This is a genomic window from Streptomyces davaonensis JCM 4913, assembly GCF_000349325.1.
GTDB classification, from domain to species: domain Bacteria; phylum Actinomycetota; class Actinomycetes; order Streptomycetales; family Streptomycetaceae; genus Streptomyces; species Streptomyces davaonensis.
This window is the reverse complement of sequence record NC_020504.1, coordinates 5,178,913-5,201,510: the sequence shown is the minus strand read 5'-3', so window position 1 is coordinate 5,201,510 and position 22,598 is coordinate 5,178,913. Positions and strand designations below refer to the sequence as shown.

25 protein-coding genes and 1 tRNA gene are annotated in these 22,598 nt (G+C 70.1%); 15 read left to right on the top strand and 11 right to left on the bottom strand.

Annotated elements, in window-relative coordinates; all coding sequences use genetic code 11:
* Positions 1 to 49: 49 nt before the first annotated feature.
* The 9 genes from BN159_RS22975 to BN159_RS44165 all read left to right on the top strand — a co-directional run bounded on the left by BN159_RS22975 (position 50) and on the right by BN159_RS44165 (position 5,356).
* Positions 50 to 235, top strand: coding sequence for a hypothetical protein (locus tag BN159_RS22975; protein WP_015659393.1), 186 nt, complete (start codon positions 50 to 52; stop codon positions 233 to 235).
* 229 nt (positions 236 to 464) lie between these two features.
* Positions 465 to 992 (top strand): tRNA adenosine deaminase-associated protein, encoded by a 528-nt coding sequence (locus tag BN159_RS22970; protein ID WP_015659392.1) that lies wholly within the window; start codon positions 465 to 467, stop codon positions 990 to 992.
* A 56-nt stretch (positions 993 to 1,048) separates the two neighbouring features.
* Complete coding sequence (locus BN159_RS22965; RefSeq protein WP_015659391.1) at positions 1,049 to 1,531, top strand: nucleoside deaminase; 483 nt, start codon at positions 1,049 to 1,051, stop codon at positions 1,529 to 1,531.
* 45 nt (positions 1,532 to 1,576) lie between these two features.
* Positions 1,577 to 1,661: transfer RNA gene (locus BN159_RS22960), tRNA-Ser, on the top strand.
* Positions 1,662 to 1,961: 300 nt separating this feature from the next.
* Positions 1,962 to 2,141 carry a hypothetical protein gene (locus tag BN159_RS22955; RefSeq protein ID WP_041821753.1) on the top strand — a complete coding sequence of 60 codons (180 nt, stop codon included), beginning with the start codon at positions 1,962 to 1,964 and terminating at the stop codon, positions 2,139 to 2,141.
* The gene (locus BN159_RS22950) at positions 2,138 to 2,431 is read left to right on the top strand and encodes a Dabb family protein (protein WP_015659389.1); all 294 of its coding nucleotides are present in this window, start codon (positions 2,138 to 2,140) and stop codon (positions 2,429 to 2,431) included. Before BN159_RS22955 ends, BN159_RS22950 begins: the two co-directional genes overlap by 4 nt.
* Positions 2,432 to 2,590: 159 nt before the next feature.
* Positions 2,591 to 3,454, top strand: a complete 864-nt coding sequence (locus tag BN159_RS22945) for an RNA polymerase sigma factor SigF (RefSeq protein ID WP_015659388.1) — start codon at positions 2,591 to 2,593, stop codon at positions 3,452 to 3,454.
* Between the two features lie 291 nt (positions 3,455 to 3,745).
* Complete coding sequence (locus BN159_RS22940) at positions 3,746 to 4,633, top strand: RNA polymerase sigma factor SigF (RefSeq protein WP_015659387.1); 888 nt, start codon at positions 3,746 to 3,748, stop codon at positions 4,631 to 4,633.
* A 39-nt stretch (positions 4,634 to 4,672) separates the two neighbouring features.
* A complete protein-coding gene (locus BN159_RS44165) occupies positions 4,673 to 5,356 on the top strand; it encodes a hypothetical protein (RefSeq protein ID WP_015659386.1) in 684 nt (227 codons plus the stop codon).
* A gap of 10 nt (positions 5,357 to 5,366) precedes the next feature.
* Here the strand turns inward: BN159_RS44165 and BN159_RS22930 are convergent, their stop codons facing one another.
* Positions 5,367 to 5,561 carry a hypothetical protein gene (locus BN159_RS22930; protein ID WP_041819676.1) on the bottom strand — a complete coding sequence of 65 codons (195 nt, stop codon included), beginning with the start codon at positions 5,559 to 5,561 and terminating at the stop codon, positions 5,367 to 5,369.
* 204 nt (positions 5,562 to 5,765) lie between these two features.
* Between BN159_RS22930 and BN159_RS22925 the strand changes: the two genes are divergently transcribed.
* The 4 genes from BN159_RS22925 (at position 5,766) to BN159_RS22910 (ending at position 10,076) form a co-directional block, all read left to right on the top strand.
* Complete coding sequence (locus BN159_RS22925) at positions 5,766 to 6,233, top strand: MarR family winged helix-turn-helix transcriptional regulator (RefSeq protein WP_015659384.1); 468 nt, start codon at positions 5,766 to 5,768, stop codon at positions 6,231 to 6,233.
* A 13-nt stretch (positions 6,234 to 6,246) separates the two neighbouring features.
* Positions 6,247 to 8,685 carry an MFS transporter gene (locus BN159_RS22920; protein WP_078598862.1) on the top strand — a complete coding sequence of 813 codons (2,439 nt, stop codon included), beginning with the start codon at positions 6,247 to 6,249 and terminating at the stop codon, positions 8,683 to 8,685.
* Positions 8,686 to 8,779: 94 nt separating this feature from the next.
* Positions 8,780 to 9,598, top strand: a complete 819-nt coding sequence (locus BN159_RS22915; RefSeq protein WP_015659382.1) for a YceI family protein — start codon at positions 8,780 to 8,782, stop codon at positions 9,596 to 9,598.
* A gap of 4 nt (positions 9,599 to 9,602) precedes the next feature.
* A complete protein-coding gene (locus BN159_RS22910) occupies positions 9,603 to 10,076 on the top strand; it encodes a PPOX class F420-dependent oxidoreductase (RefSeq protein WP_015659381.1) in 474 nt (157 codons plus the stop codon).
* 69 nt (positions 10,077 to 10,145) lie between these two features.
* Here BN159_RS22910 and BN159_RS22905 read toward each other — a convergent pair whose 3' ends face one another.
* The 8 genes from BN159_RS22905 to BN159_RS22870 all read right to left on the bottom strand — a co-directional run bounded on the left by BN159_RS22905 (position 10,146) and on the right by BN159_RS22870 (position 19,906).
* The gene (locus BN159_RS22905; RefSeq protein WP_015659380.1) at positions 10,146 to 10,901 is read right to left on the bottom strand and encodes a TetR/AcrR family transcriptional regulator; all 756 of its coding nucleotides are present in this window, start codon (positions 10,899 to 10,901) and stop codon (positions 10,146 to 10,148) included.
* A 118-nt stretch (positions 10,902 to 11,019) separates the two neighbouring features.
* Positions 11,020 to 12,525, bottom strand: coding sequence for an MFS transporter (locus BN159_RS22900; protein ID WP_015659379.1), 1,506 nt, complete (start codon positions 12,523 to 12,525; stop codon positions 11,020 to 11,022).
* A gap of 63 nt (positions 12,526 to 12,588) precedes the next feature.
* Positions 12,589 to 14,739: a glycosyltransferase family 39 protein gene (locus tag BN159_RS22895; protein ID WP_015659378.1), complete on the bottom strand. Its 2,151-nt coding sequence runs from the start codon at positions 14,737 to 14,739 to the stop codon at positions 12,589 to 12,591.
* A complete protein-coding gene (locus BN159_RS22890; RefSeq protein WP_015659377.1) occupies positions 14,736 to 16,100 on the bottom strand; it encodes a bifunctional glycosyltransferase family 2/GtrA family protein in 1,365 nt (454 codons plus the stop codon). Before BN159_RS22890 ends, BN159_RS22895 begins: the two co-directional genes overlap by 4 nt.
* A 14-nt stretch (positions 16,101 to 16,114) precedes the next feature.
* Entirely contained in the window at positions 16,115 to 17,731 is a 1,617-nt protein-coding gene (locus BN159_RS22885; RefSeq protein ID WP_015659376.1) for a sensor histidine kinase, read from the bottom strand.
* The gene (locus BN159_RS22880) at positions 17,728 to 18,468 is read right to left on the bottom strand and encodes a response regulator transcription factor (RefSeq protein WP_041821748.1); all 741 of its coding nucleotides are present in this window, start codon (positions 18,466 to 18,468) and stop codon (positions 17,728 to 17,730) included. The genes BN159_RS22885 and BN159_RS22880 overlap by 4 nt, the downstream gene beginning before the upstream one ends.
* Positions 18,469 to 18,579: 111 nt before the next feature.
* Complete coding sequence (locus BN159_RS22875; RefSeq protein ID WP_078599025.1) at positions 18,580 to 19,455, bottom strand: DUF2797 domain-containing protein; 876 nt, start codon at positions 19,453 to 19,455, stop codon at positions 18,580 to 18,582.
* Between the two features lie 58 nt (positions 19,456 to 19,513).
* A complete protein-coding gene (locus tag BN159_RS22870; RefSeq protein ID WP_015659373.1) occupies positions 19,514 to 19,906 on the bottom strand; it encodes an HGxxPAAW family protein in 393 nt (130 codons plus the stop codon).
* Positions 19,907 to 19,993: 87 nt separating this feature from the next.
* On the opposite strand from BN159_RS22870, the gene BN159_RS22865 reads away from it, so the two are divergent.
* On the top strand, positions 19,994 to 20,479 hold the full coding sequence (locus BN159_RS22865) for a MarR family winged helix-turn-helix transcriptional regulator (protein WP_015659372.1): 486 nt from the start codon (positions 19,994 to 19,996) through the stop codon (positions 20,477 to 20,479).
* On the opposite strand, the gene BN159_RS22860 is transcribed toward BN159_RS22865, so the two are convergent.
* Both BN159_RS22860 and BN159_RS22855 read right to left on the bottom strand, forming a co-directional pair.
* On the bottom strand, positions 20,374 to 21,003 hold the full coding sequence (locus tag BN159_RS22860; RefSeq protein ID WP_157901116.1) for an ankyrin repeat domain-containing protein: 630 nt from the start codon (positions 21,001 to 21,003) through the stop codon (positions 20,374 to 20,376). The genes BN159_RS22865 and BN159_RS22860 overlap by 106 nt on opposite strands.
* Before the next feature lie 89 nt (positions 21,004 to 21,092).
* Entirely contained in the window at positions 21,093 to 21,485 is a 393-nt protein-coding gene (locus BN159_RS22855) for a winged helix-turn-helix transcriptional regulator (protein WP_041821740.1), read from the bottom strand.
* Positions 21,486 to 21,599: 114 nt separating this feature from the next.
* Between BN159_RS22855 and BN159_RS22850 the strand changes: the two genes are divergently transcribed.
* Entirely contained in the window at positions 21,600 to 22,430 is an 831-nt protein-coding gene (locus BN159_RS22850) for an NAD(P)H-binding protein (protein WP_015659369.1), read from the top strand.
* The last annotated feature ends 168 nt before the right edge of the window (positions 22,431 to 22,598 follow it).

Sequence of the window (22,598 nt, the reverse complement as noted above, 5' to 3'; positions counted from 1 at the left end):
AAACCGCCCATCAGAGGGAAAGTGGGAGGGACGTACTGGGGGTGTGCAGATGCCTGACGGTGAGTCCCTGGAGGGCGCGGAGCGGCCGGAGACCGACGCGGAGCGGCGTCGCCGCCGGGCCAGGTTCCTGCGGGAACTGGCCGAGGCCCGGGAGCTGCGCGACCGGGTGCAGCCCCGGCGCGCCAAGGCCGCCCGGCTGCGCCACGCCATGCGCATGCGCACCTTCCGCTGGTAGCGCTCGGCCCGTTATCGGCCCGCCTGGTGCGTGCGCCACGCCGGGCGCCGCGTACGATCCCGCTGGTGGACGATCAAAACGGGCGGACACAGGGAGCCGAAGACGTCCCCTGATCGCTCCGTTTCTGCCACGATTCCGAGTGGGTGGGGCTCGGAGCACCGCTCTCCGCCCGCAACCTCCGCCGGGGGGACCCCCAACCGGCACGCCTATGACCAGTGGGAGAGTCACGGTGTACTTCGCCGCACTGCTCGCGCGCACCGAAGACGGGTGGGAAGCGAGCGACAAAGAGCTCGACGATGTGGAGACCCTGTCGGATCTGGCCGACCTGGCCCGTGAAGCCTCTCCCGAGGACGACACGGTGCTGGTGCTCATCGAGCAGGAGGACGCCTGGTTCGGCGTCGTCCGGATCGACGGCGAGGACGACCCGCGTATCTACGTCTCGGACGCCGCCGCCGCTGCCCGCAGCAGTTACGGCGAGATCCTGCTCACCGACGAGCTGCTCGGGAGGGAGCCCGGTGACGACGACGCCGATCTGGACTCCCTCGACCTCGACGGCACGGAGGAGCCGGACGGCGACTCCGACGACGACGAGGACGGCGCCGGCGACGCGGTGCCGCACAGCCCGGTCGGCGACAGCGAGATCCTCGACGACCTGGGTGTCAGCGAGAAGGAGCTGAAGTCCCTGGACGCCGACGACGCGCTGGGCGCCATCGCCGAGGCCCTGGGTGCCGCGGAGGTCCTGGAGACCGTCCGCTGACCCCGACCGACCCCACGGGTCCCCCGGACCCGGTACGCGACCGCTGGCGGGCCGCGATGCGGCTCGCCCTGGACCAGGCCGAACTCGCCGTCCGCGGCGGGGACGTCCCCGTCGGCGCCGTCGTGCTGTCCGCGGACGGTACGACGGTGCTCGGCGCCGGCCACAACGAACGCGAGGCGACCGGCGATCCGACCGCGCACGCGGAGGTGCTGGCGATCCGGCGTGCGGCCAGGGCATTGGGAGGGGCGGCGCGAAGCGCCTCCGGCAAGGGTGGTGGTGGGAGACGGGCGGGCGAGTGGCGGCTGACCGGCTGCACGCTCGTCGTCACGCTGGAGCCGTGCACCATGTGCGCGGGCGCGCTCGTCCAGTCCCGGGTGGACCGGGTCGTCTACGGCGCCCGGGACGAGAAGGCCGGTGCGGCCGGCTCCCTCTGGGACGTCGTACGCGACCGGCGGCTCAACCACCGCCCCGAGGTGATCGAGGGCGTGCTCGCGCAGGAGTGCGCCGGGCTCCTCACGGAGTTCTTCCGGAACCGGTGAATACCGATTTCTGACCAGGGCCCACCGTGCTGTAAGGTCTCCCTCGGTAGCGTGTCCGAGCGGCCGAAGGAGCTCGCCTCGAAAGCGAGTGTGGCGCAAGTCACCGAGGGTTCAAATCCCTCCGCTACCGCTCTGAGAAGGGCCCCGTCGAAAGACGGGGCCCTTCGTGCGTTCGGACGGAACCCGCAGCACTCGCCGGCGTACGGGGGAGACCGTCGGCAAGTGCCCCGCAGTGGGGTTCCGTCCGGGCCCTGAGGATTCCTGCCAGATCCCCCGGGGCGCCCCTCCATCCTGCCCGCCCGCCCCGCCGGTGGGGACCTGACAAAGGGCCTCCGCGCACGGGCCGTTGGTCCCTAAAAAGGACGTGAAGGTTACACTCACCGCCGTCAACAGGGGGCCCTTCTGGGGCGACAAGGGCAGGGAGGCCGCAGTGGCGGTGAATTCGAAGAAGGTCGCCGTCTATGTGCTCGCGGTCTTCGTGCTCTATGTGATCATCACGGACCCGGCCAAGGCCGCCGACTATGTGCAGATAGGGTTCGAGGGCATATCGGACGCCGCCAAGGCCATCGGCGAATTCATGACGTGGATCGCCAACGGAGGAGACTCATGATCCGCCACCTGGTCCTCTTCAAGCTCAACGAGGGTGTCGAGCGGGACGACCCGCGCGTCCTGGAGGGCGAGAAGGCCTTCCAGTCACTGCCGGGCACGATCTCCGAGATCCGCTTCTGGGAGCTCGGCTGGAACCTCAGCGACCGTCCCATCGCCTACGACTACGCGATCAACTCCGGCTTCGACGACGTCGACGCGCTGCGCCGGTACGTGGAGCACCCCGAGCACCAGGCGGGCGTGACCCTCTGGAAGGAGTTCGCGACCTGGGTGATCGCGGACTACGAGTACTAGGCCGGCTCGGCCGCAAGCCCTCAGCTCAGCCCTCTGCCCGAACGGTAGGGGGCTTTTCTGCATCTTTTGTTCTGCTTTGTCCTCAACACGTTGTTATGCGGTGCTTGCACACAGTGGGCATGTCTTGTGATGCTATGACCGCTTTTGACGGATGAGTTGATGGATTACGAGGTGGAGTTGACCGTGACGGCCAGTACTGCGCCTCCCCAAGAAGCGGCCCCGGAAGCGGCGCCGGAGACAGCCCCGGCCGCCCCGCGCAGCCGCGGTGCCGACACCCGCGCACTCACCCAGGTCCTCTTCGGCCAGCTCAAGGAGCTCCGGCCGGGCACGCCGGAGCACAACCGGGTGCGCGGGGCGCTGATCGAGGCCAACCTCCCGCTCGTGCGCTACGCGGCCGCCCGCTTCCGCTCCCGCAACGAGCCGATGGAGGACGTGATCCAGGTCGGCACCATCGGTCTGATCAACGCCATCGACCGCTTCGACCCGGACCGGGGCGTGCAGTTCCCGACCTTCGCGATGCCCACGGTCGTGGGCGAGATCAAGCGGTACTTCCGGGACAACGTCCGCACGGTCCACGTACCGCGCCGGCTGCACGAGCTGTGGGTGCAGGTCAACAGCGCGACCGAGGACCTCACCACGGCGTTCGGACGCACCCCCTCCACCGCCGAGATCGCCGAGCGGCTGCGCATCAGCGAGGAGGAGGTGCTGTCCTGCATCGAGGCGGGACGGTCGTACCACGCCACCTCGCTGGAGGCCGCGCAGGAGGGCGACGGGCTGCCCGGACTGCTGGACCGGCTCGGCTACGAGGACCCCGCGCTGGACGGTGTGGAGCACCGCGATCTCGTCCGGCATCTGCTGGTCCAACTCCCCGAGCGGGAACAGCGGATTCTGCTGCTGCGGTACTACAGCAATCTCACCCAGTCGCAGATCAGTGCCGAACTCGGCGTCTCCCAGATGCATGTGTCGCGGCTACTCGCGCGTAGCTTCCAGCGGCTGCGGTCGGCGAATCGGATCGACGCCTGATGGAGAGTCGGTCGAATAGCCGAACGAACAGCTGAACGAACGGGTCCCCGAGGAGAGCGAATCGCTCACCTGGGCCGTTGCCGACAGTTTCACGCCGAAAAGCCGTCAGACCCCTTGTTTCCAGGGCTGATTGGCGTCTTACATGTCGACATGTCACTACAGCGTGTTGCCGACATGTGACATTCTGCCGGAAGCGCGTTTGCCGCGGCTTCGGCTCCGGTATTCAGGTGAAGGCTGCGTTCCTCAATGGGAGCGTTCGCCGCGACCGTCCCGCGACCCAGAGGGGGTGGCATGTCCGCAGAACAGGGCAGCTCCAAGGTGCTCACGCTCACGAAGAGCGAGGCTGCGCCCGCGCTCGACGACGACGTAACGGCCCTTGCCGAAGCCGCGCCCGCCCCGGCCCTCCCGGCCTCCGGGGCGATCGACACCCGCACCCTGTCCCGCTCCCTGTTCCTGCGGCTCGCCGCGCTGGACGAGAACAGCCCCGAGCGCGCCTACGTCCGCGACACCCTGATCGAGCTGAACCTCCCGCTCGTCCGGTACGCCGCGGCCCGCTTCCGCTCCCGCAACGAGCCGATGGAGGACATCGTCCAGGTCGGCACCATCGGGCTGATCAAGGCGATCGACCGCTTCGACTGCGAACGGGGCGTGGAGTTCCCGACGTTCGCGATGCCGACGGTGGTCGGCGAGATCAAGCGGTTCTTCCGCGACACCTCGTGGTCGGTGCGGGTCCCGCGCCGCCTCCAGGAGCTGCGCCTGGCACTGACGAAGGCCAGCGACGAGCTCTCCCAGAAGCTGGACCGCTCGCCCACGGTCACCGAACTCGCCGCCGTACTGGGCGTGTCCGAGGAGGACGTGGTCGACGGCCTGGCGGTCGGCAACGCCTACACGGCCTCCTCGCTGGACTCCCCGGCCCCCGAGGACGACGGCGGCGAAGGCTCGCTGGCGGACCGGCTCGGCTACGAGGACAGCGCGCTGGAGGGCGTCGAGTACCGCGAGTCCCTCAAGCCGCTGCTGGCCAAGCTCCCGCCCCGTGAGCGGCGGATCATCATGCTGCGCTTCTTCGCCAACATGACCCAGTCCCAGATCGGCGAGGAGGTCGGCATCTCCCAGATGCACGTCTCCCGGCTGCTCACCCGGACCCTGGCCCAGCTCCGCGAGGGCCTCATCTCCGACTGAGGGCTTCCCTTCTGACGGAGCGTCAGCCACCATGGCGCGATGCTCCGCGCGACGACATGGACACCTGGCCGCAGACGCGCCCTCATCGGCGCCTCTGCGGCCGTCGTGTGCCTGGGCGGCCTCCTGGCGGCATGCGCGGGCGGCGGGGACGGTGACGGGTACGTCGCCGTAGGGGTGCCTGGGGATTCCGGTACGGCGACGGCGTCGCCGAGTGGAGAGGTGACCCTGGTGCCGCTGGAGACCCAGGGGCCGCCGCCAAAGGCGTCACGGGAACCTCAGGAGCCGGGCAACTCGCCTGCCGGGACCGAGACTTCGGTCGGCCCGACGACCGCCCCACGGCCCACCCCTTCGGCGGAGGGCGCCAAACCCAGCCGTACGCCCACAAGTTCACCCACTCCCACGCCCAGCGCCCTCACCCCCGCCGCCCTCACCTGGTCCGAGCCGGAGCGGGATGCGGCGGAGGAGCGGTGGTGCGAGAAGGTGACGCTCGGCTTCCGCAACTCCGGGGGCAGCCCGGTGCGTTCGGGCAGCGTGACCTTCGGGACGCACATCATCGGGGCGCTCGGGGTCGACTGGGGGACCGTGGAGTCGGTGGCGGAGCTTCCGGCGCCGATCGCGGGCGGCGTGCGCAAGGAGCGGACCTGGACGGTGTGCGTCGACGCCTGGCGCGTACCACTGGGCATGCACGTCGAGACGCGGGACGTGACGGTCCGGTGGGAGTGAGCGGCGCGGGCTACTTCAGCGCGAGCCAGGCCACCGCCGCGACGACCGCGATGACGGCGACGACACCGAGGATCAGGCCGATACGGGGACCGGAGGAGGCGGCCGCCTGCTGACGCCCCTGCGGGGCCTCGTCGACGAACGCGCGGAACATCTGGGTGCTGCCGGCGGGGTCGTGGTTGCCCTGGGGGCCCTGGGTGTTAGCCATGGGCCGAAACACTAGCGAATCCCGAGGTGGCGCCCAAGTGGGGGCCGGTCACCTGCACCGCCCCTCACACATCCCTCCCGACCTGCACATTTACGGTCGCAATACTTGCCTTTGCCAAGTTTTGAGGCCCGCCCGACCCAATTTGTTTGCCTGTAGCAACCAACCTCTCTATGGTTGCCCTAAGCAACAAAATCGGGAGGTGCGATGGCCGAGCAGGCGCTCTACGAGGAGCTCGTCCGGCAGTTCAGCGCCTTCGGCGCCGTGAAGCGGGAGCTGGGGCGGGTCATGCCGGCCGACTGCCCGAGCGGATCCGCCGCCGTACTGACGCTGCTGGACCGCCACGGCGACATGCGCATGAGCAAGCTCGCCGAACTGCTCGCCGTGGACATGTCGGTCACCAGTCGCCATGTCGCCCACGTCGCCGAGCGCGGCTGGATCGACCGCTCTCCCGACCCCGCGGACAAGCGCAGCCGCATCCTGCGGCTCACGCCCGCGGGGCGAGCCCGGCTGGACGAGCTCACCAGGTGCACCACCCGGCTGCTCGCCGAGCGCCTGAGCGACTGGAGCGACGAGGACGTCGCCCGGCTCACCCGGCTCATGGCCCGGCTGAGGCGTTGCTTCGACGAACAGTCCCCCCGTACACCCGCGTTCACCGCGCAGACCACCGCATAAGAGAAGGAAGCCCATGGCAACGACCACACCAGCCGGTGTGCGGGCTCATGCCAAGCATGGAGGAGGCTCCGGCGAGGCTCCCATGACGCATCGGCAGATCATGGAGGCGCTCTCCGGGCTGCTGCTCGGCATGTTCGCCGCGATCCTGTCCTCCACCATCGTCTCCAACGCGCTGCCCGAGATCATCCAGGACCTCGGCGGCGGACAGAGCGCGTACACCTGGGTCGTGACCGCCGCGCTGCTGGCGATGACGGCGTCGACCCCGCTGTGGGGCAAGCTGGCCGACCTGGTCAGCAAGAAGGCCCTGGTCCAGATAGCCCTGGTCATCTACATCGTCGGCTCGGTCATCGCCGGGCTGGCCCAGAACTCCGGGATGCTGATCGGCGCCCGGGTGATCCAGGGGCTCGGCGCCGGTGGTCTGACCGCGCTCGCCCAGATCATCATGGCCGCGATGATCTCCCCCCGGGAGCGCGGCCGTTACTCCGGCTACCTCGGCGCGACCTTCGCCGTCGCGACCGTCGGCGGTCCGCTCGTCGGCGGAGTCATCACCGACACCGAGTGGCTGGGCTGGCGCTGGTGCCTGTACGTGGGGATCCCCTTCGCGCTGATCGCCCTGTTCGTGCTCCAGAAGACGCTGCACCTGCCGGAGAGCAAGCGCAAGGTCAAGGTCGACTGGGCCGGCGCCTTCGTCATCACCGCCGCCGTCAGCCTGCTGCTGATCTGGGTCACCTTCGCGGACGACAAGTACAACTGGCTGTCCTGGCAGACCTACTCGATGGTCGGCGGCGCGCTCGCGCTGACACTGCTCTTCCTCCTCATCGAGACCAAGGCCGCCGAGCCGATCATCCCGCTGCGCCTGTTCCGCAACCGCACCATCACGCTGGCCTCGCTGGCCTCCCTGCTCGTCGGTGTCGCGATGTTCGCGGGCACCGTCTTCTTCAGCCAGTACTTCCAGCTCGCGCGGGACATGTCCCCGACCATGTCGGGCGTCATGACCATCCCGATGATCGCCGGTCTGTTCGTCTCCTCCACCGTCTCCGGCGCGGTCATCACCAAGACCGGCAAGTGGAAGGCGTGGCTGGTCACGGGCGGTGTGCTGGTGACGGCGGGCCTCGGTCTGCTGGGCACCATGCGCTATGACACCGAGTACTGGCACATCGCCGTCTTCATGGCGGTCATGGGACTCGGCATCGGCATGATGATGCAGAACCTGGTGCTCTCCACCCAGAACCAGGTCGCCCCGCACGAACTCGGCGCCGCCAGCTCGGTGGTCACCTTCTTCCGGTCCCTCGGCGGCGCGATGGGCGTCTCGGCGCTCGGCTCCGTGATGACGACCCGGATCAGCCACTACGCCACCGACACCATCGGCTCGCTCAGCCCGCAGGAGCAGGCGGCCGCCGCCAAGGCCGTGGGCAGCGGTGAAATCCCCGACATGGACGCGCTGCCCACACACATCCGCACCTGGCTGGAGAGCGCCTACGGACACGGCATCGCCGACATCTTCCTGTACGTCGCCCCGATCGCCTTCCTCGCCTTCCTGGTGACCCTGTTCATCAAGGAGGTCCCGCTGCGGACGTCCGGCGCGCTGGCCCAGGCGGCGGAGGCGAGCGAGCCGGCGACTCCGGCCTCCGTGACTCCCGAGGTCTCTGTTGTCGAAGAGGAGGCACCCGTGGTGTCCGAGTCCGTGCCCAGCGGCATCCCCGTCCGCGGATTCGTCCGCGGCGCCGAGAGCGCGCCGGTCCCCCGGGCCGCGGTCACCCTGATCTCGCTCACCGGACGGCAGCTCGGCCGCTCGGTGGCCCAGGCGGACGGCTCCTACGGCGTCGACGCGCCCGGCACCGGCTCCTACGTGCTGATCGCCTCCGCCGACGGCTACCAGCCCCAGGCGTCCACCGTCGTCGTCGGCGCCGAGCCGCTCGCCTACGACCTCCTGCTCAGCGGCACCAGCGGGCTGAGCGGCGTGGTGCGGGCGGCCGAGGGCGCGCTGCCGGTGAAGGATGCGATGGTGATCGTCACCGACGTGCGCGGGGACCTGCTGGCCACCGCCGCCACCGGGGAGCAGGGCGAGTTCGCCCTCGCCGACCTGGTGCCGGGCACGGTGACCGTCGCGGTCAACGCCGACGGGTTCCGGCCGCGCGCCGTGCCCGTCGAGATCGGCGGCACCGGGGTCACCCGGGTCGAGGTCGACCTCGACTCCGGCGCCCAGCTCCAGGGCGTCGTACGGGCGCCGCACGGTCCGCTGGCCGATGCGCGGGTGACGCTCGTGGACGCGGCGGGCAACGTCGTCGGCACGGCGACCACCGGCTCGGACGGGGCGTACGCCTTCACCGACCTGGACGGCGGCGACTACACCGTCATCGCGACGGGCTACCCGCCGGTGGCGTCCGCGCTGGCCCTGACCGGCCCCGGCGCCGACGGCCACGACATCGAACTCGCCCACCCCGGCGAGTAGTTCCGGACCCCGGCCCGTGGAGCGCGCTCTGAGCGGAGGTGCGCCCCACGGGCCGGTTCATGTCCACGGTTCTACGTTCGAGGAGTTGCCTGAGATGGGACTGACCGCGAGGATCCGCACCCGGGACGGATGGGCCGTGTCGCACGCGGTCGTCACGGTGACGGACAGGACCGGCACGCAGGTGCTGCGCGCCGCCGCGGACGCGGAGGGTTCGGTACGGGACACCGCTCCCCTCGCGCCCGGTTCGTACACCGTCATCGTCACCGCCGTCGGCTATGCGCCCGCCGCGGCCGGCGCGATCGTCACGGCGAGCGGGCGGGCCGAGGTCGGCACGGTGACGCTGGCGCGGCAGGGCGGGACGGAGCTGCCGCCGCCGGGGCCGTGGACGGTCGACCCGGCGCACTCCACGGTGGGGGCGGTGGCCCAGCATCTGGGGATCTCCAGCGTGCGCGGGCGGTTCACCGACTTCACGGCGGTGGTCGAGGTCGCGCCGGACGACGTCGCGAAGTCGCGGGTGTCGGCGGTGATCCGGGCCGGGTCGATCGATACGGGGAATGCCGTGCGGGACGAGCATCTGCGGTCGGCGGATTTCTTGGATGCGGAGCGGTATCCGGAGATCACGTATCGCTCGACCGGGCTGACTGTGAGGGCGGATCGGTGGATCGTGCACGGTGAGCTGGCGTTGCGCGGTGTCGTACGGCCGGTTGATCTGGATCTCGCGTATCTGGGGACCGGTTCGGATCCTTGGGGTGGGACTCGGGCCGCGTTCCGGGCTACGGCGGAATTGCGGCGCGAGGACTTCGCCATGAACTACAACCAGGTCGTCCAGGCGGGGATCGCGGCCATTGGTACGACGTTGAAGGTGGAGCTGGATGTCCAGGCCGTGCAGGGGGAGTCGCTGCCCCTAGGCTGAGGCCATGGCACCGAACATCGCTACGAACACCGCCGTTTCGCTGGACGAGTTGCTGGACTTCGTACGGCCGCGTCATCGCGCGATCCTGCTGACGCGGCGGGGTGACGGGAGCCCTCAGGGGTCGCCGTTGACGTGCGGAGTGGACGACTCGGGGCGGATCGTCGTCTCCACGTATCCCGAGCGGGCGAAGACGCGGAACGCGAAGCGGGATCCTCGGGTGAGTCTCATCGTGCTGAGCGATGACTGGAACGGGCCGTGGGTGCAGGTGGATGGGGTTGCGGAGGTTGTGGACTCGCCTGAGTCCGTAGAGCCCTTGGTGGAGTACTACCGGAATATCGCCGGGGAGCATCCGGACTGGGACGAGTATCGGGCGGCGATGGTGAAGCAGGGGAAGTCGATCATTCGGGTTACGCCGGAGCGGTGGGGTCCGGTGGCTACGGGGGGATTTCCGGCGCGGTTGGCTTCGCCGGGCGCCTAATGGGTGGGGGCTTGGGGATTGTGTGCGGCTGCCGGTGCGTTGTGGCTGGTCGCGCAGTTCCCCGCGCCCCTAGGTACGTTCCACCATGGCCTCGATGCCTGCTACCAGTAGGTCCAGGGCGAAGACGAAGTCCCGTTCCAGCATTTCCTCGACCGTGTCGCCGCCTCGGGCCTCCATGATGTCCTTTGCCTCCTCGATGATTCCGGCGGTGGCCGGGACCTCCTGGACCGTCGTCATGGCGTGTTCGAAGTAGGCGTCGGGGGTCATGCCCGCGCTGTGGACGCGGGTGAAGAAGAGGCCCTCGATCGTGCCGTAGCCGTACACGAACTGGAAAACGGCCGAAATCGCGCCTGTCACGCCCTCGGCAGGTAGGCCCGTTTTGCGGATTACTCGTTGGACGACTCGGGAGAAGGCCAGGGAGTTGGGGCCGATGTTGAGGTAGGTGCCGGCCAGCGGGGACAGCCAGGGGTGGCGGACCAGTAGGGCGCGGTACTCGCCTGCCAGCGTGCGCAGTTGGTCGCGCCAGTCCTCGTCCGTGTCCGGGTCAGGGAGGCGGACCTCGCCGTAGACGGCGTCCAGGGCCAGTTCGAGCAGGTCGTCCTTGGTGTCGACGTACCAGTAGACGGACATCGCCGTCACCTTCAGCTCGGCCGCCAGGCGCCGCATGGAGAACTTGGCGAGCCCCTCCGCGTCCAGCAGTCGCACGGTCACCTCGGTGATCCGCCCCCGGTCGAGCCCGGTGGGCTGGCCACCGCCGCCCTTCCCGCTCCGGCGCGACTTGTCCTCCAGCCAAACGCTGGCCGGCCGCTCGGCCGCTTTCGCCATGGCGCACCTTCCTCGATGAACAAACTCGGCTAAGCATGAGCGCCCCGTCAGGGGCGCGGGGAACTGCGCGACAAGCCACGACGCACCGGCAGCCGCGCACAAACCCCAAGCACCCGAACTACTGGGCGCTCACCACCTCCGAGTCTGCCCTCTCCGCCCTGCGCAGCAACGCCCCGGCAACCAACCCCCCGAGCAGGACAGCCAGCGCCCCCACCAACAAACTGATCTCAAGGCCGGAGGAAAACACCTCCGTCACCCGCTCCCGCTCCGCATCCGACCCCGCCTCGGCCAACGCCCCCGGCAGGGACTCCGCCGCGAAACGCGCGTTGAGCAGCGCCCCGAGCACGGCGACCCCCAACCCCGTGCCGAACTCCGCCACCGTCCCGTTGATCCCGCCGCCGACTCCCGCCTTCTCCGGCGGTATCGCGCTCATGATGGCGTGCGACATCGCCGGACTCGCCACCGCCGCACCGGTACCGATGAGCACAAGACCCAGCAGCGTGCCGGTGTATCCGCCGGACGCCACCACCGCGATGGATGCCAGACCGGCCGCCATCACCGCCATGCCGAGCCCGATGGCGAGCGGGGTCCCCAGCCGGGCCGCGCATTTCGCCGCCACACCGGTGAAGTTCAGCGCCACGATCATCAGGGCGAGCGGAGCCGTCCGCAGACCGGCCTCCAGGGGCTCGTAGCCGAGCACGAACTGCATGTGCTGGGTGAGCAGGAAGAGCGAGCCGCCCATGCCGAACGTGATCAGGACGCCGCCCGAGACCGCGCCCGTGAACTGGCGGTTCCGGAAGAAGTGCATATCGATCATGGGGTACGGGATCCGGCTCTCCCAGTACGCGAAGGCGGCCAGCACGGCGATCGCCACGGCCGCCGTGACCATGACCCGGCCCGACGTCCAGCCGTGTTCGGGTCCGGAGATGATCGCGTACACCAGAGAGGCCATGCCGATCGTGGAGAGCACGGCGCCCAGCAGATCGGGACGGTCGCCCCGGGGGTTCTTGGACTCCGGGACGAGCACCACTACGGCCACGAAGGCGAGCGCCGCGACCGGGATGTTGATCAGGAAGATCGCGCCCCACCAGAAGTGGTCCAGCATGAAGCCGCCCAGGAGCGGTCCGGCCGCGAAGCCCAGGGAGTTCACCGCGGCCCAGATGCCGATGGCCTTCGGCTGCTCCTCCGGAGTGAAGATCTGGATCGCCACCGCCAGGACGGTGGTCATCAGCAGCGCGCCGCCGACGCCCATCCCGGCCCGGGCCGCGATCAACTGGCCCGTGGAGTCGGCGAGTCCCGCCACGAGCGAGCCCACACCGAACAGTGCCAGGCCGACGGCCAGCAGCTTCTTGCGGCCGTAGCGATCGGCCGCGCTGCCCGCCGTGAGCAGCAGGCCCGACTGCACGAGCGAGTAGGCGTTGATCATCCACTGGATGTCGGAGGTGCTCGCGCCCAGTTCGCGGGTGAGGGAGGGGATGGCCACGTTGAGGACGGTGTTGTCGAGCACCACGGTGAGCACCGCGAGGCAGAGGACACCGAGGATCAGCCAGCGCTGGGGATGGCCTTGGGAACTCTGGGGACTTCGGGGGGCTTGGGGGCCCTTGAGGTCTTGGGGGGTGGACATGCTATACACCGTATAGGGAGACCCTATACGGTGTATAGCCAGTTTCAGGTTGCTCGCGGGCGCCTAGCTGCTCGCCTCCTGCGTCAGGTCGTAGAACGTGGCCGAACCGACCGTCACCTCCTTGAAGTTGGCCTCGACCCACTCCGTGATCCGGGAGGACGTACCGCTGTCGCCGCCGCCCATGCCGCCGCCGGAGCCGCTGGAGATGAAGTAGTGGATCTTGCCGTCCGCCACGTACTCCTTGAACTGGGCCAGAGTCGGGGACGGGTCGGTGCCGTTGAAGCCGCCGATCGCCATCACGGGTTCGCCGGTGGAGAGCTGGTAGCTCGCGGCGTTCTGGGCGCCGATGGCCGCGGCCGACCAGGTGTAGTCCCCGGCGTTCTCCGTCAGGAGGGACTTGGCCTCGTCGGAGACCGAGGCGCCGCTGAGCAGACCGCCCATGCCACCACCGCCGCCACCGGGCATGCCGCCTTCACCGTTCTGCTGACCCGGGAACTGGTTCTGGCCCTGGCCCTGCCCCTGGTTCTGCTGGCCCGGCATGCCTCCGCCGAAGCCGCCGGTACCGCCGTTCCCGCCGGTCGGGGGCTGGCCCATGCCGCCGCCCTGCCGGCCATTCTGCTGACCGCCCTGCTGGCCAGGCATCCCGTCGCCCCCACCGGGGAAGCCGCCACCACCAGGACGGCCGCCCCGACCGCCCTGCACCGACGGCCCGGCCGTCACGATCGACCCGCTGTGCCCTTCGCTCACCGTCGTCAGCGTGTACGCCGTAGGCCCGGCCAGCGCTGCCACGAGCCCCAAACCGACGACACCCAAGGCCAGTTGACGCCCGAGCCTGCTGGCGAAGATCAGTCCAAGGGCCGCGACCAGACCGCCCACCAGCACCAGCCACTTCAGCCAGGGCAGGTAGTCGGAGGACCGGTTGAGCAGGACGTACCCCCAGCCCGCGGTGGCCGTCATCGCGCCCGCGAGGGTCAGCGACGCCCACGCCTTCTCCCGCTGCTCCCACAGCATCACCGCGCCCATGCCGATCAGCGGGGCGATGTAGGGGGCGAGGGCGACCGTGTAGTACTCGTGGAAGATGCCCTGCATGTAGCTGAAGACCAGCATGGTGATCAGCAGTGCGCCGCCCCAGACCAGGAACGAACCGCGGGTCACGGACGTGCGCTCGGCCTTGCGCGTCGCCACCAGGCCCGCGATCAGCAGGATCAGCGCGGCCGGGATCAGCCAGGAGATCTGGCCGCCGATGTTGGACGAGAACAGCCGGTCCCAGCCGGTCTCGCCCCACTGTCCGGTGCCGCCCCCGCCGCCACCGCCGCCGACGCTGCCGGTCTCCTCGCCGTTGAGCCGGCCGAGGCCGTTGTAGCCGAAGGTCAGCTCAAGGAAGGAATTGTTCTGCGAACCGCCGATGTACGGGCGGGACGACGCCGGCCACAGCTCGACGATCGCGACCCACCAACCGCCGGAGGCGACGATCGCCGCGAGGCCCGCGGCCAGTTGTCCGATCCGCTTCTTCACCGTGACCGGGGCGCAGACGCCGTGGACGAGGGCGAGCGGCGGGAGGATGAGGAAGGCCTGGAGGGTCTTGGCGAGGAAGGCGAAGCCGATGGCGGCGCCGGCCCACAGCAGCCACTTCGTGCGGCCGTCCTCCAGGGCGCGGATGACGAAGTAGCAGGCCACCGCCATCAGCAGGGCCAGCATCGCGTCCGGGTTGTTGAACCGGAACATCAGCGCCGCGACCGGGGTGAGCGCGAGTACCGCGCCCGAGATCAGACCGGCGGCCGGGCTGAACCGGCGGCGGACCGCCGCGTACACGACGGCGACCGTGCCGACGCCCATGAGGACCTCGGGGACGAGGATCGCCCAGGAGCTCAGGCCGAAGATCTTCACGGACAGGGCCATCGGCCACAGCGAGGCCGGGGGCTTGTCGACGGTGATGGCGTTCGCCGCGTCCAGCGAGCCGAAGAAGAAGGCCTTCCAGGACTCGCTGCCCGCCTGCACGGCCGCGGAGTAGAAGGAGTTGGCGTAACCCGAGGCGCTGAGGTTGTAGAGGTAGAGGACGGCGGTGGCGAGCAGCAGGCCGAGGAGGGCCGGGCGCGCCCAGCGCGGGTCCTCGGGGCGGCCGCGCCACAGTCTGCGCAGGACCGGTTGCTTCGGCTCACCGGCGTCAGGAGCGGCCGTGATCGGCTTCTGTACGGCCGTACTGGTGATGGTCATCGGTGGTCCCCCCGATCGGTGTCGGAGGTGCGCACCGGCTGAAGCCGCATGGTGGCGTCCCTCCAGGAGTGGTCGGTGTACGTAGGAATGGGTGCCGGGGCGGCCGTCTCCACGCGGTCCTCGCGTCGGTCCGGGAAGACCCACACCCGGAAGAGCAGGAAGCGCAGCACGGTCGCGGCGAGGTTGGCGGCGATCAGGACCGCCAGTTCGGTGGAGTGCGCGGGCTCGGCGGTGGCCGCGCCCAGGGCAGCCAGCGAGCCGCTGGTCAGGGCGAGGCCGATGCCGAACACGACCAGGCCCTGCGCCTGGTGTCGGACCGCCCCGCCGCGGCCCCGCACGCCGAAGGTGAGGCGCCGGTTGGCGGCGGTGTTGGCGACCGCCGAGACCAGCAGGGCGAGCGCGTTGGCCACCTGCGAGCCGGTGAACTGGCGGAAGCCGCTGTAGAGCAGCAGATAGAACAGGGTCGACAGGGCGCCGACCACACAGAAGCCGACGAGCTGGCGGGCAAGCCCGGTCGGTACGTCCTTGATCTCGCGGTCGCGCGGATCGTCGCCGAAGGGCCGGGCGAGGCGGTCCAGCGGCAGCGAACCGGTGGCCAGGGCCTTGCCGACCCGCCACACGCCCCTGAGGTCGTCGGTCGCCGTCTTCACGATGTGCACGGTGGAGTCCGGGTCGTCGACCCAGTCGACCGGCACCTCGTGGATGCGCAGCCCCGCGCGCTCGGCAACCACCAGCATCTCGGTGTCGAAGAACCATCCGGTGTCCTCCACCAGCGGCAGCAGCACCTGGGCCACGTCCCGGCGGATCGCCTTGAAGCCGCACTGTGCGTCGGTGAAGCGGGCCTGGAGCGAGCCGCGCAGGATGAGGTTGTACGAGCGGCTGATGAACTCCCGCTTGGGGCCGCGGACGACGCGGGAGGAGCGGGCGAGCCGGGAGCCGATCGCCAGGTCGGAGTGGCCCGAGATCAGCGGCGCGACCAGTGGCAGCAGGGCGTTGAGGTCGGTGGACAGGTCGACGTCCATGTAGGCGAGGACCGGGGCGTCCGAGGCGGACCACACGGTGCGCAGGGCACGCCCGCGGCCCTTCTGCTCCAGCCGGAAGCTACGGACCTCGGCGAGCTGTGCCGCCAGCCGTGCCGCCACCCGCGGGGTGGTGTCCGTGGAGGCGTTGTCCGCGATCGTGATGCGGAACGCGTACGGGAAGGTGCGTTTGAGGTGCTCGTGCAGTCTCAGCACACACGGCTGGAGGTCCTTCTCCTCGTTGTAGACGGGGATCACTACGTCCAGGACAGGCGTACCGGCGTCTGTGGCCGGGACGTGCTCCCGCGCCGGCAGAGTGCCGGGAGAAGAGTCGGTTCGCATGGAACCGACTCTTCTCAAGTGCCCTGTTGCACCCGTGTGGTGGCGCTGTGCTGTGCCTGTGAGTGCGATTGCCAATTCGTTTCCGGCGCGGGCACGGGGGCGGGGGCGAGCGCGGGCAGATGGACCGTGAAGACGGTCCGTCCGGGCACGCTGTCCACGGTCACGGCGCCACCGTGCGCGGTCGCGACGGCCTGCACGATGGCGAGGCCGAGGCCGGTCGAGCCGGAGGCGCGGGAACGTGAGGAGTCGCCGCGCGCGAACCGCTCGAAGACATGCGGCAGCAGATCGGCCGGGATGCCCTGGCCGTCGTCCTCGACGTCCACGCACAGCCACGGACCGCGCCGCAGTACGCGCGCGGTGACCGTCGTACCGGGCGGTGTGTGGGTGCGGGCGTTGGCCAGCAGATTGACCAGGACCTGCTGTAGCCGGGCCGCGTCAGCGCTGATCGGCGCCGGTTCGTCGGGCAGGTCGAGGCGCCAGTTGTGGTCCCGGCCGGCCGCGCGGGCGTCGCTGATGGTGTCCACGACGAGCGGGACGAGGTCGGTCTGCTCGAACTGGAGCGGGCGACCCGCGTCCAGCCTCGCCAACAGCAGCAGATCCTCCACGAGGAGGGTCATCCGGCCCGCCTCGGACTCGATCCGGCCGAGGGCGTGCCGGGTGTCGGGGCCGACGTCCTCCCGGCCGCGCCGGGTCAGTTCGGCGTAGCCGCTGATCGACGCCAGCGGGGTTCTCAGCTCATGGCTGGCGTCGGCCACGAACTGCCGTACCCGCGTCTCGCTCTGCTGGCGGGAGTGCAGGGCGCTGTGGACGTGGTCCAGCATCCGGTTGAGGGCGGCGCCGACCCGGCCGACCTCGGTGTGCGGATCGCACTCGGACTCGGGGACGCGCTCGTTGAGGTTGACCTCGCCGGTGTGGAGCGGGAGTTCGGAGACACGGGTGGCGGTCGCGGCGACCTTGCGCAGGGGGCGGGTGGCTACGCCGACAATGACCGTCCCGGCGAGGGAGGCGGCGATGAGCCCTGCGGCGGTGACACTGATCTCGATGAGGATCAGGGTGCTGAGGGTGCTGCTGACTTCCTCGGTGGGGATGGCGACGTAGAAGCTGCCGTTGACGCCGGTCTTGTACTCGACCCGGTACTCGCCGAGGCCGCCGCCGAGGTCCACGGTGTGCTTCTCGTCGTCCTGGGCCACGGAGTTGAGCGCCCGGATCTGGTCCTCGGTGAGGTCCTTGGCCTTCATCCCGCTGATGTCGGTGCTGCTCTCGTCCTTCTCACCGACCTTGGCGGCCGTGATGGAGCCGTTGTGCACCTCGGCGACGACCGTGCCCTCCGGCTGGGGGCCGCTGGTGACCAGCCGGTCGATGCTGAAGCCGCTGGCCTTGTCGACCGCATTCCCCTTGGCGGGGTCGCTGCCGGGAGGCCCGCCGAAGCCGGCGGCTCGTCCGACGACCTCGGTGAGCCGTTCGTCGAGCTGGTCGTAGAGGTGGGAGCGCAGCGCCAGCGTGGTCGCCGTGCCGATCACCGCGCAGACCACCGCGATCAGCACCACGGAGGCGACGACGAGCCGCGTCCGCAGGGTGCGCGGCTGGCCCGCTCGCCTCTTCTGCGGACGCGTCCGTCGTCGCCCGGTCACGAGGCCGCGGGCTTGATGAGATACCCGGCGCCGCGCCGGGTGTGGATCATCGGCTCCCGTCCGGCGTCGATCTTCCGCCGCAGGTAGGAGATGTAGAGCTCCACGACATTGGCCTGACCGCCGAAGTCGTAGGACCAGACCCGGTCGAGGATCTGCGCCTTGCTGAGCACGCGCCGCGGGTTGCGCATGAGGAAGCGCAGCAGCTCGAACTCGGTGGCGGTGAGGTGGATGTTGTCACCGGCCCGGCTGACCTCGTGACTGTCCTCGTCGAGGGTGAGGTCGCCGACGACGAGCACCGAGTCGGAGCGGCGGTCGGCGGCACCGGAACGGCGGATGAGCCCGCGCAGCCGGGCGACGACCTCTTCGAGGCTGAACGGCTTGGTGACGTAGTCGTCACCACCGGCGGTGAGCCCGGCGATACGGTCCTCGACGGCGTCCTTGGCGGTGAGGAACAGCACGGGAACATCCGGCAGTTCGCGCCGCAGTCGCCCGAGGACGGTCAGCCCGTCCATGTCGGGCAGCATCATGTCCAGCACGACGGCGTCGGGCCGGAACTCACGCGCGGTCTGAACGGCACCCGTGCCGTCTCCGGCGCTCCGGATCTGCCAGCCTTCGTATCGCAGAGCCATGGACAGCAGCTCGGTGATCGACAGCTCGTCGTCCACCACAAGCACTCGGACGGGGCTCCCGTCCGGCCTCAGCAGTTCGGTGCGCCCCTGGGGCGAGGTCGTGGTCATGTTGAACACCCTGTCGGCGTCCTCTGAGAACACGCTTTCTGCAACCTGTGATTTCTCTGAGAAACGCACAGGAGGCTCTCAGGGAATACCTGGGTCCGGGGGTGCCTGCGCTCAGAACAGTCCGTCCTGGTTGGCCGCCGCGGACTTGAACGGCCGTATCGGCAGGGTCGGTTCGGCTGTGTCAGCCGCAGCCAGCAATTCCCACCCTCTCATCAGCCTCGTGTCGAGGACGACGACTCCGGTGGCGGTCGACAGATGCAGATCCGGTCCGGCCGCGGCGACGAGGCTTCCCGCAATGGCGCCGCCCGCGACCAGCTCGGTCACCTCACCGACGGGGTCCGGGAGATCGGCGAGCCCGAAGGCGTGGACGTGATCGACGGGGTGGCAGGGGGCGGGGGTCAGCGACTCGGGCCAGCCGGTGAGCGCCCGCGCCTGGGCATGCAGTCGCTCGACCTCTTCGGCTCGCTCGGCCTCGGTCCCGGGAAGCGCCGAACGCACGGCTCGCTTGTCGGCGTACGGAATCCGGTCCGGCACCCGGAGCGCGGCACGGAGCAGTTCCTCGGTGCGCCGGGCCGCCATGAGGGGCCCGGTACCGAGCCAGCTGAAACAGACGGCGCCCTGCTCCAGAAGCCGCGCGGCCCCCCGCTCCTCGGCGGTGATCCCGACCTTGAGCATGCCGGGCCCGAACCAGGCCAGATAGACGCGGTACGGCCGCGGATCGTCGGCGAGAGTGTCCGCTGCAACGGAGTGCGCCCGATCCAGCCGACCACACTCCTCACACCGCGCCCCGCGACTGCGCCCCGCCACAACGGCCCGCACCGGACAGACATGCCCCCGGGCCCCCACGCAGGTCCGCACACCCCCATCCACAACCCTGAAGGCCACCCGCTTACCCCAGGTCAGCTCAGTACGCCGCCCCCCGCCCCACCCCAACACGGGCCCACTCGCCGCCCAACGCAGCCCCGAACACATCCATGCCTGTGCCATCACGTCGAGGGTAGGGGGAGGCACTGACAACGCCCCAGGATGGCGGCCCAGTTCGGGCTCACTCGACGGGTGACAGCCGTACCGAATCACCGCCGGACACGGCCTCGACCTCGGCCTCAACCTCGACCGGGACCTCGAGGATCACCGCCCGCCGCCCCCGTCCGGCCAGCCGGCATCCAAGGCAGTCCAGGTGCCCCGCGCGGGCCTGTGGGTCGCGGGCCCGCATGGGCCACTCCTCCCGGGGACGGCGGCCCGGAGGCTTGCCCCAGCCCTGGAGGTGCAGGGCCCAGGTGGTCAGCAGGGCCACCGCACAGATCGCGAGGCCGCCCGCGATGGCCGGCACGGACACCAGGCACACCCCCAGTCCCAGCACGGTCGCCCCGACCGTCGCTATGCCGAAACCGGTCCACCCCGCGACCGTGTGCCCCTCGTCATACTGGTGTGCGCTCACGAGCATGCCTCCCCGTCCGGACGAGAATCTCTTACCTCCTAAGAAATTTAGCGCAGAAATCTCTCACGAGCTAAGGTAATCAGGAAGATGCAAGCCAAGCCGCGCCCCAACGCCACCCCCGCCCAGGCGCTGGAGGCGATGGACTCCCTCATCGCGGCCCACCTGCTCGGCCAGCAGGAAATGGCCCAGCGGCTGGGCCTGAACATCACCGACCTGCTCTGTTTCGGCTGTGTACTGAAGGCGGGCGAGAACCTGCTCACCGCGGGCGATCTCGCCGAGCACGCCCATGTCACCTCCGGCGCAATGACCGGCATCCTCAACCGACTTGAGCGCGGCGGCTACATCACCCGCGTCCCCGACCCGGCCGACCGCCGCCGCGTCCGCGTCGCCGCGGTCCCGGACGCGATCACGCGCGTGGTGGAGCTGTACGGGCCCTACTACGGCCGCCTGACGAAGCTCTTCGCCGACTACTCCCCCGACGAGATCGCCGTACTGACCGACTGGTTCACCCGGGCGGGCGGGATGGCGCAGGAGTACATCGATGAGCTTCGGGGGCGGGATGGGGACGGCTGAGAGGTGATCCGGCCGTCGGCCGCCTCTTCCAGTACGGACGCCACCCTGCCGTACACCCCTCGCCGCTCCGGAAACCGCCGCCCAAGACCACTCGCCCGCGCCCGCGCCAACGCCCCGTCCACCGCGCTCGCACCGCGGTCGAGCAACAGGCGCACCATGGGCGCCTGCCCGAATCCCGCCGCCCATTCCAGCGCCGTGAGGCTCCGCATGGTTCCCTCGATGTCGGCGCCGTGGCGGAGGAGCAGGCCGACCGTGCGTGGGTAGCCCTGCCAGGTGGACGTGGCCGCGAGGATCAGCGGGAGTTGGCGTATTCGGTCCCGGCCGTCGGGATCCGCGCCGCTGTCGAGAAGGGCCTCGGCCACCGTCGTACGGCCGAGCATCGCCGCCAGACACAGGGGCGACGTCTCGCCGTGGTCACCCACCCGCTGCCCCAGGTCCGCCCCGGCCGCCGCCAGAACACGCACCACACCCGCGCGGTCCTTCCGCACCGCCTGTTCCAGCGCGGTACGGGGCTCGACGGCCACCCCGCACCCATGCCCATCCACCGGCACCCCCGCCGCCAACAGCCGCTCCACCTCGGCGACATCACCGGCACCGGCGGCGCACCAGCAGTTCAGCGCCGCCGGGCACGATCCCGCTCCTCCTCGCGCGCGTCGTAGGCCGACCGAGCCCGCTCCACGTGGCCCAGATTCACCGACCACTCGGACAGGGAGGCGAAGAGCGGGGCCAGGCTGCGGCCCAGTTCGCTGATCTCGTACTCCACGCGCGGGGGAACCTCGGGGTAGTAGGTGCGGATGACCAGGCCGTCCCGCTCCAACTGCCGCAGCCGCTGCGTGAGCACCTTGGGCGTGATCGTGGCGATCCGGCGCTCCAGTTCGACGAAGCGCTGCCTGCCGTGTTCGTGAAGGGCCCACAGGATCGGGGTCGTCCAGCGGCTGAAGACGATGTCGACCACGGGCGCGATGGGGCAGGCGTTCTCGGGGGCGACATCAGCAGCCTTACCCATTGTGGTCTCGGTCACATCCACTCTCCCTCCCAATACTTTCCTCTAGGTACCTGCTTACCCCGCAAAAGTACCGTTCTTGAGCAGGGAGTTGACGACTCGGAACGGAGTACGACGATGATCGTGGTGACCGGAGCGACGGGCAATGTCGGACGGCCGCTGGTGCGGGCGCTGGTCGAGGCGGGGGAGCGAGTGACGGCGGTCTCGCGACGCGCCCCGGCCGCCGAGGAGATACCGGCAGGGGTCCGCCATCACACGGCCGACCTCGCCGACCTCCCAGCCCTGAAACCCGCCCTCGACGGAGCCTCCGCCCTCTTCCTCCTGACCTCGGGGGAGTTCATCGGCTCGGGCGGTGACCTCGGCGCGGTGATGGAGGTGGCGAAGGCCGCGGGCGTGGGCCGCGTGGTTCTGCTGTCCTCGCAGGGCGTGGGCACCGGGCACCATCCCTCGGCACTCGAAGACGCCGTACGGGAATCGGGCGTGGAATGGACGATCCTGCGCCCCGGCGGCTTCCACTCCAACGCCCTCCAGTGGGCCGAGTCCGTCCGCACCCGCCGCGAGGTCGCGGCGCCGTTCGGGGGCGTGGCGCTGCCGGCCATCGACCCGGTCGACATCGCGGGCGCCGCCGCGGTGACCCTGCGCCAGGCGGGCCACGGCGGCAAGACCTACGACCTCACCGGGCCCGCCCCCATCTCTCCGCGCGAGCAGACGATGGCCCTCCAGGGGGCGTTGGGTGAACCGGTGCGGTTCGTGGAGCTGACCCGGGCCGAGGCGCGGGCGCACATGGTGGGGTTCATGCCCGAGCCGGTCGCCGACGCCACGCTCGACATGCTGGGCAGTCCACCCGAGGTGCTCCAGCGGGTGAGCCCCGACGCCGAACGCCTCCTCGGCCGCCGCCCGTACGACTTCGCGGACTGGGCGGCACGGCACGCGCAGTGGTTCAAGTAGCCGTAGCCCGCACCCTCTTGGTGGTGCTGGCCCCACCCCCGATTCGGGAGCAGGCCTCCTCGTCCGGAAGGGCGGGGGACGGGATCGTAGTACGCGGCTGATCGAGAAGGTCGGTCCCGCCTCCCCAACGTCCCCCGCCCGGAAGGAAGTTCCATGATGTCGCCGCTC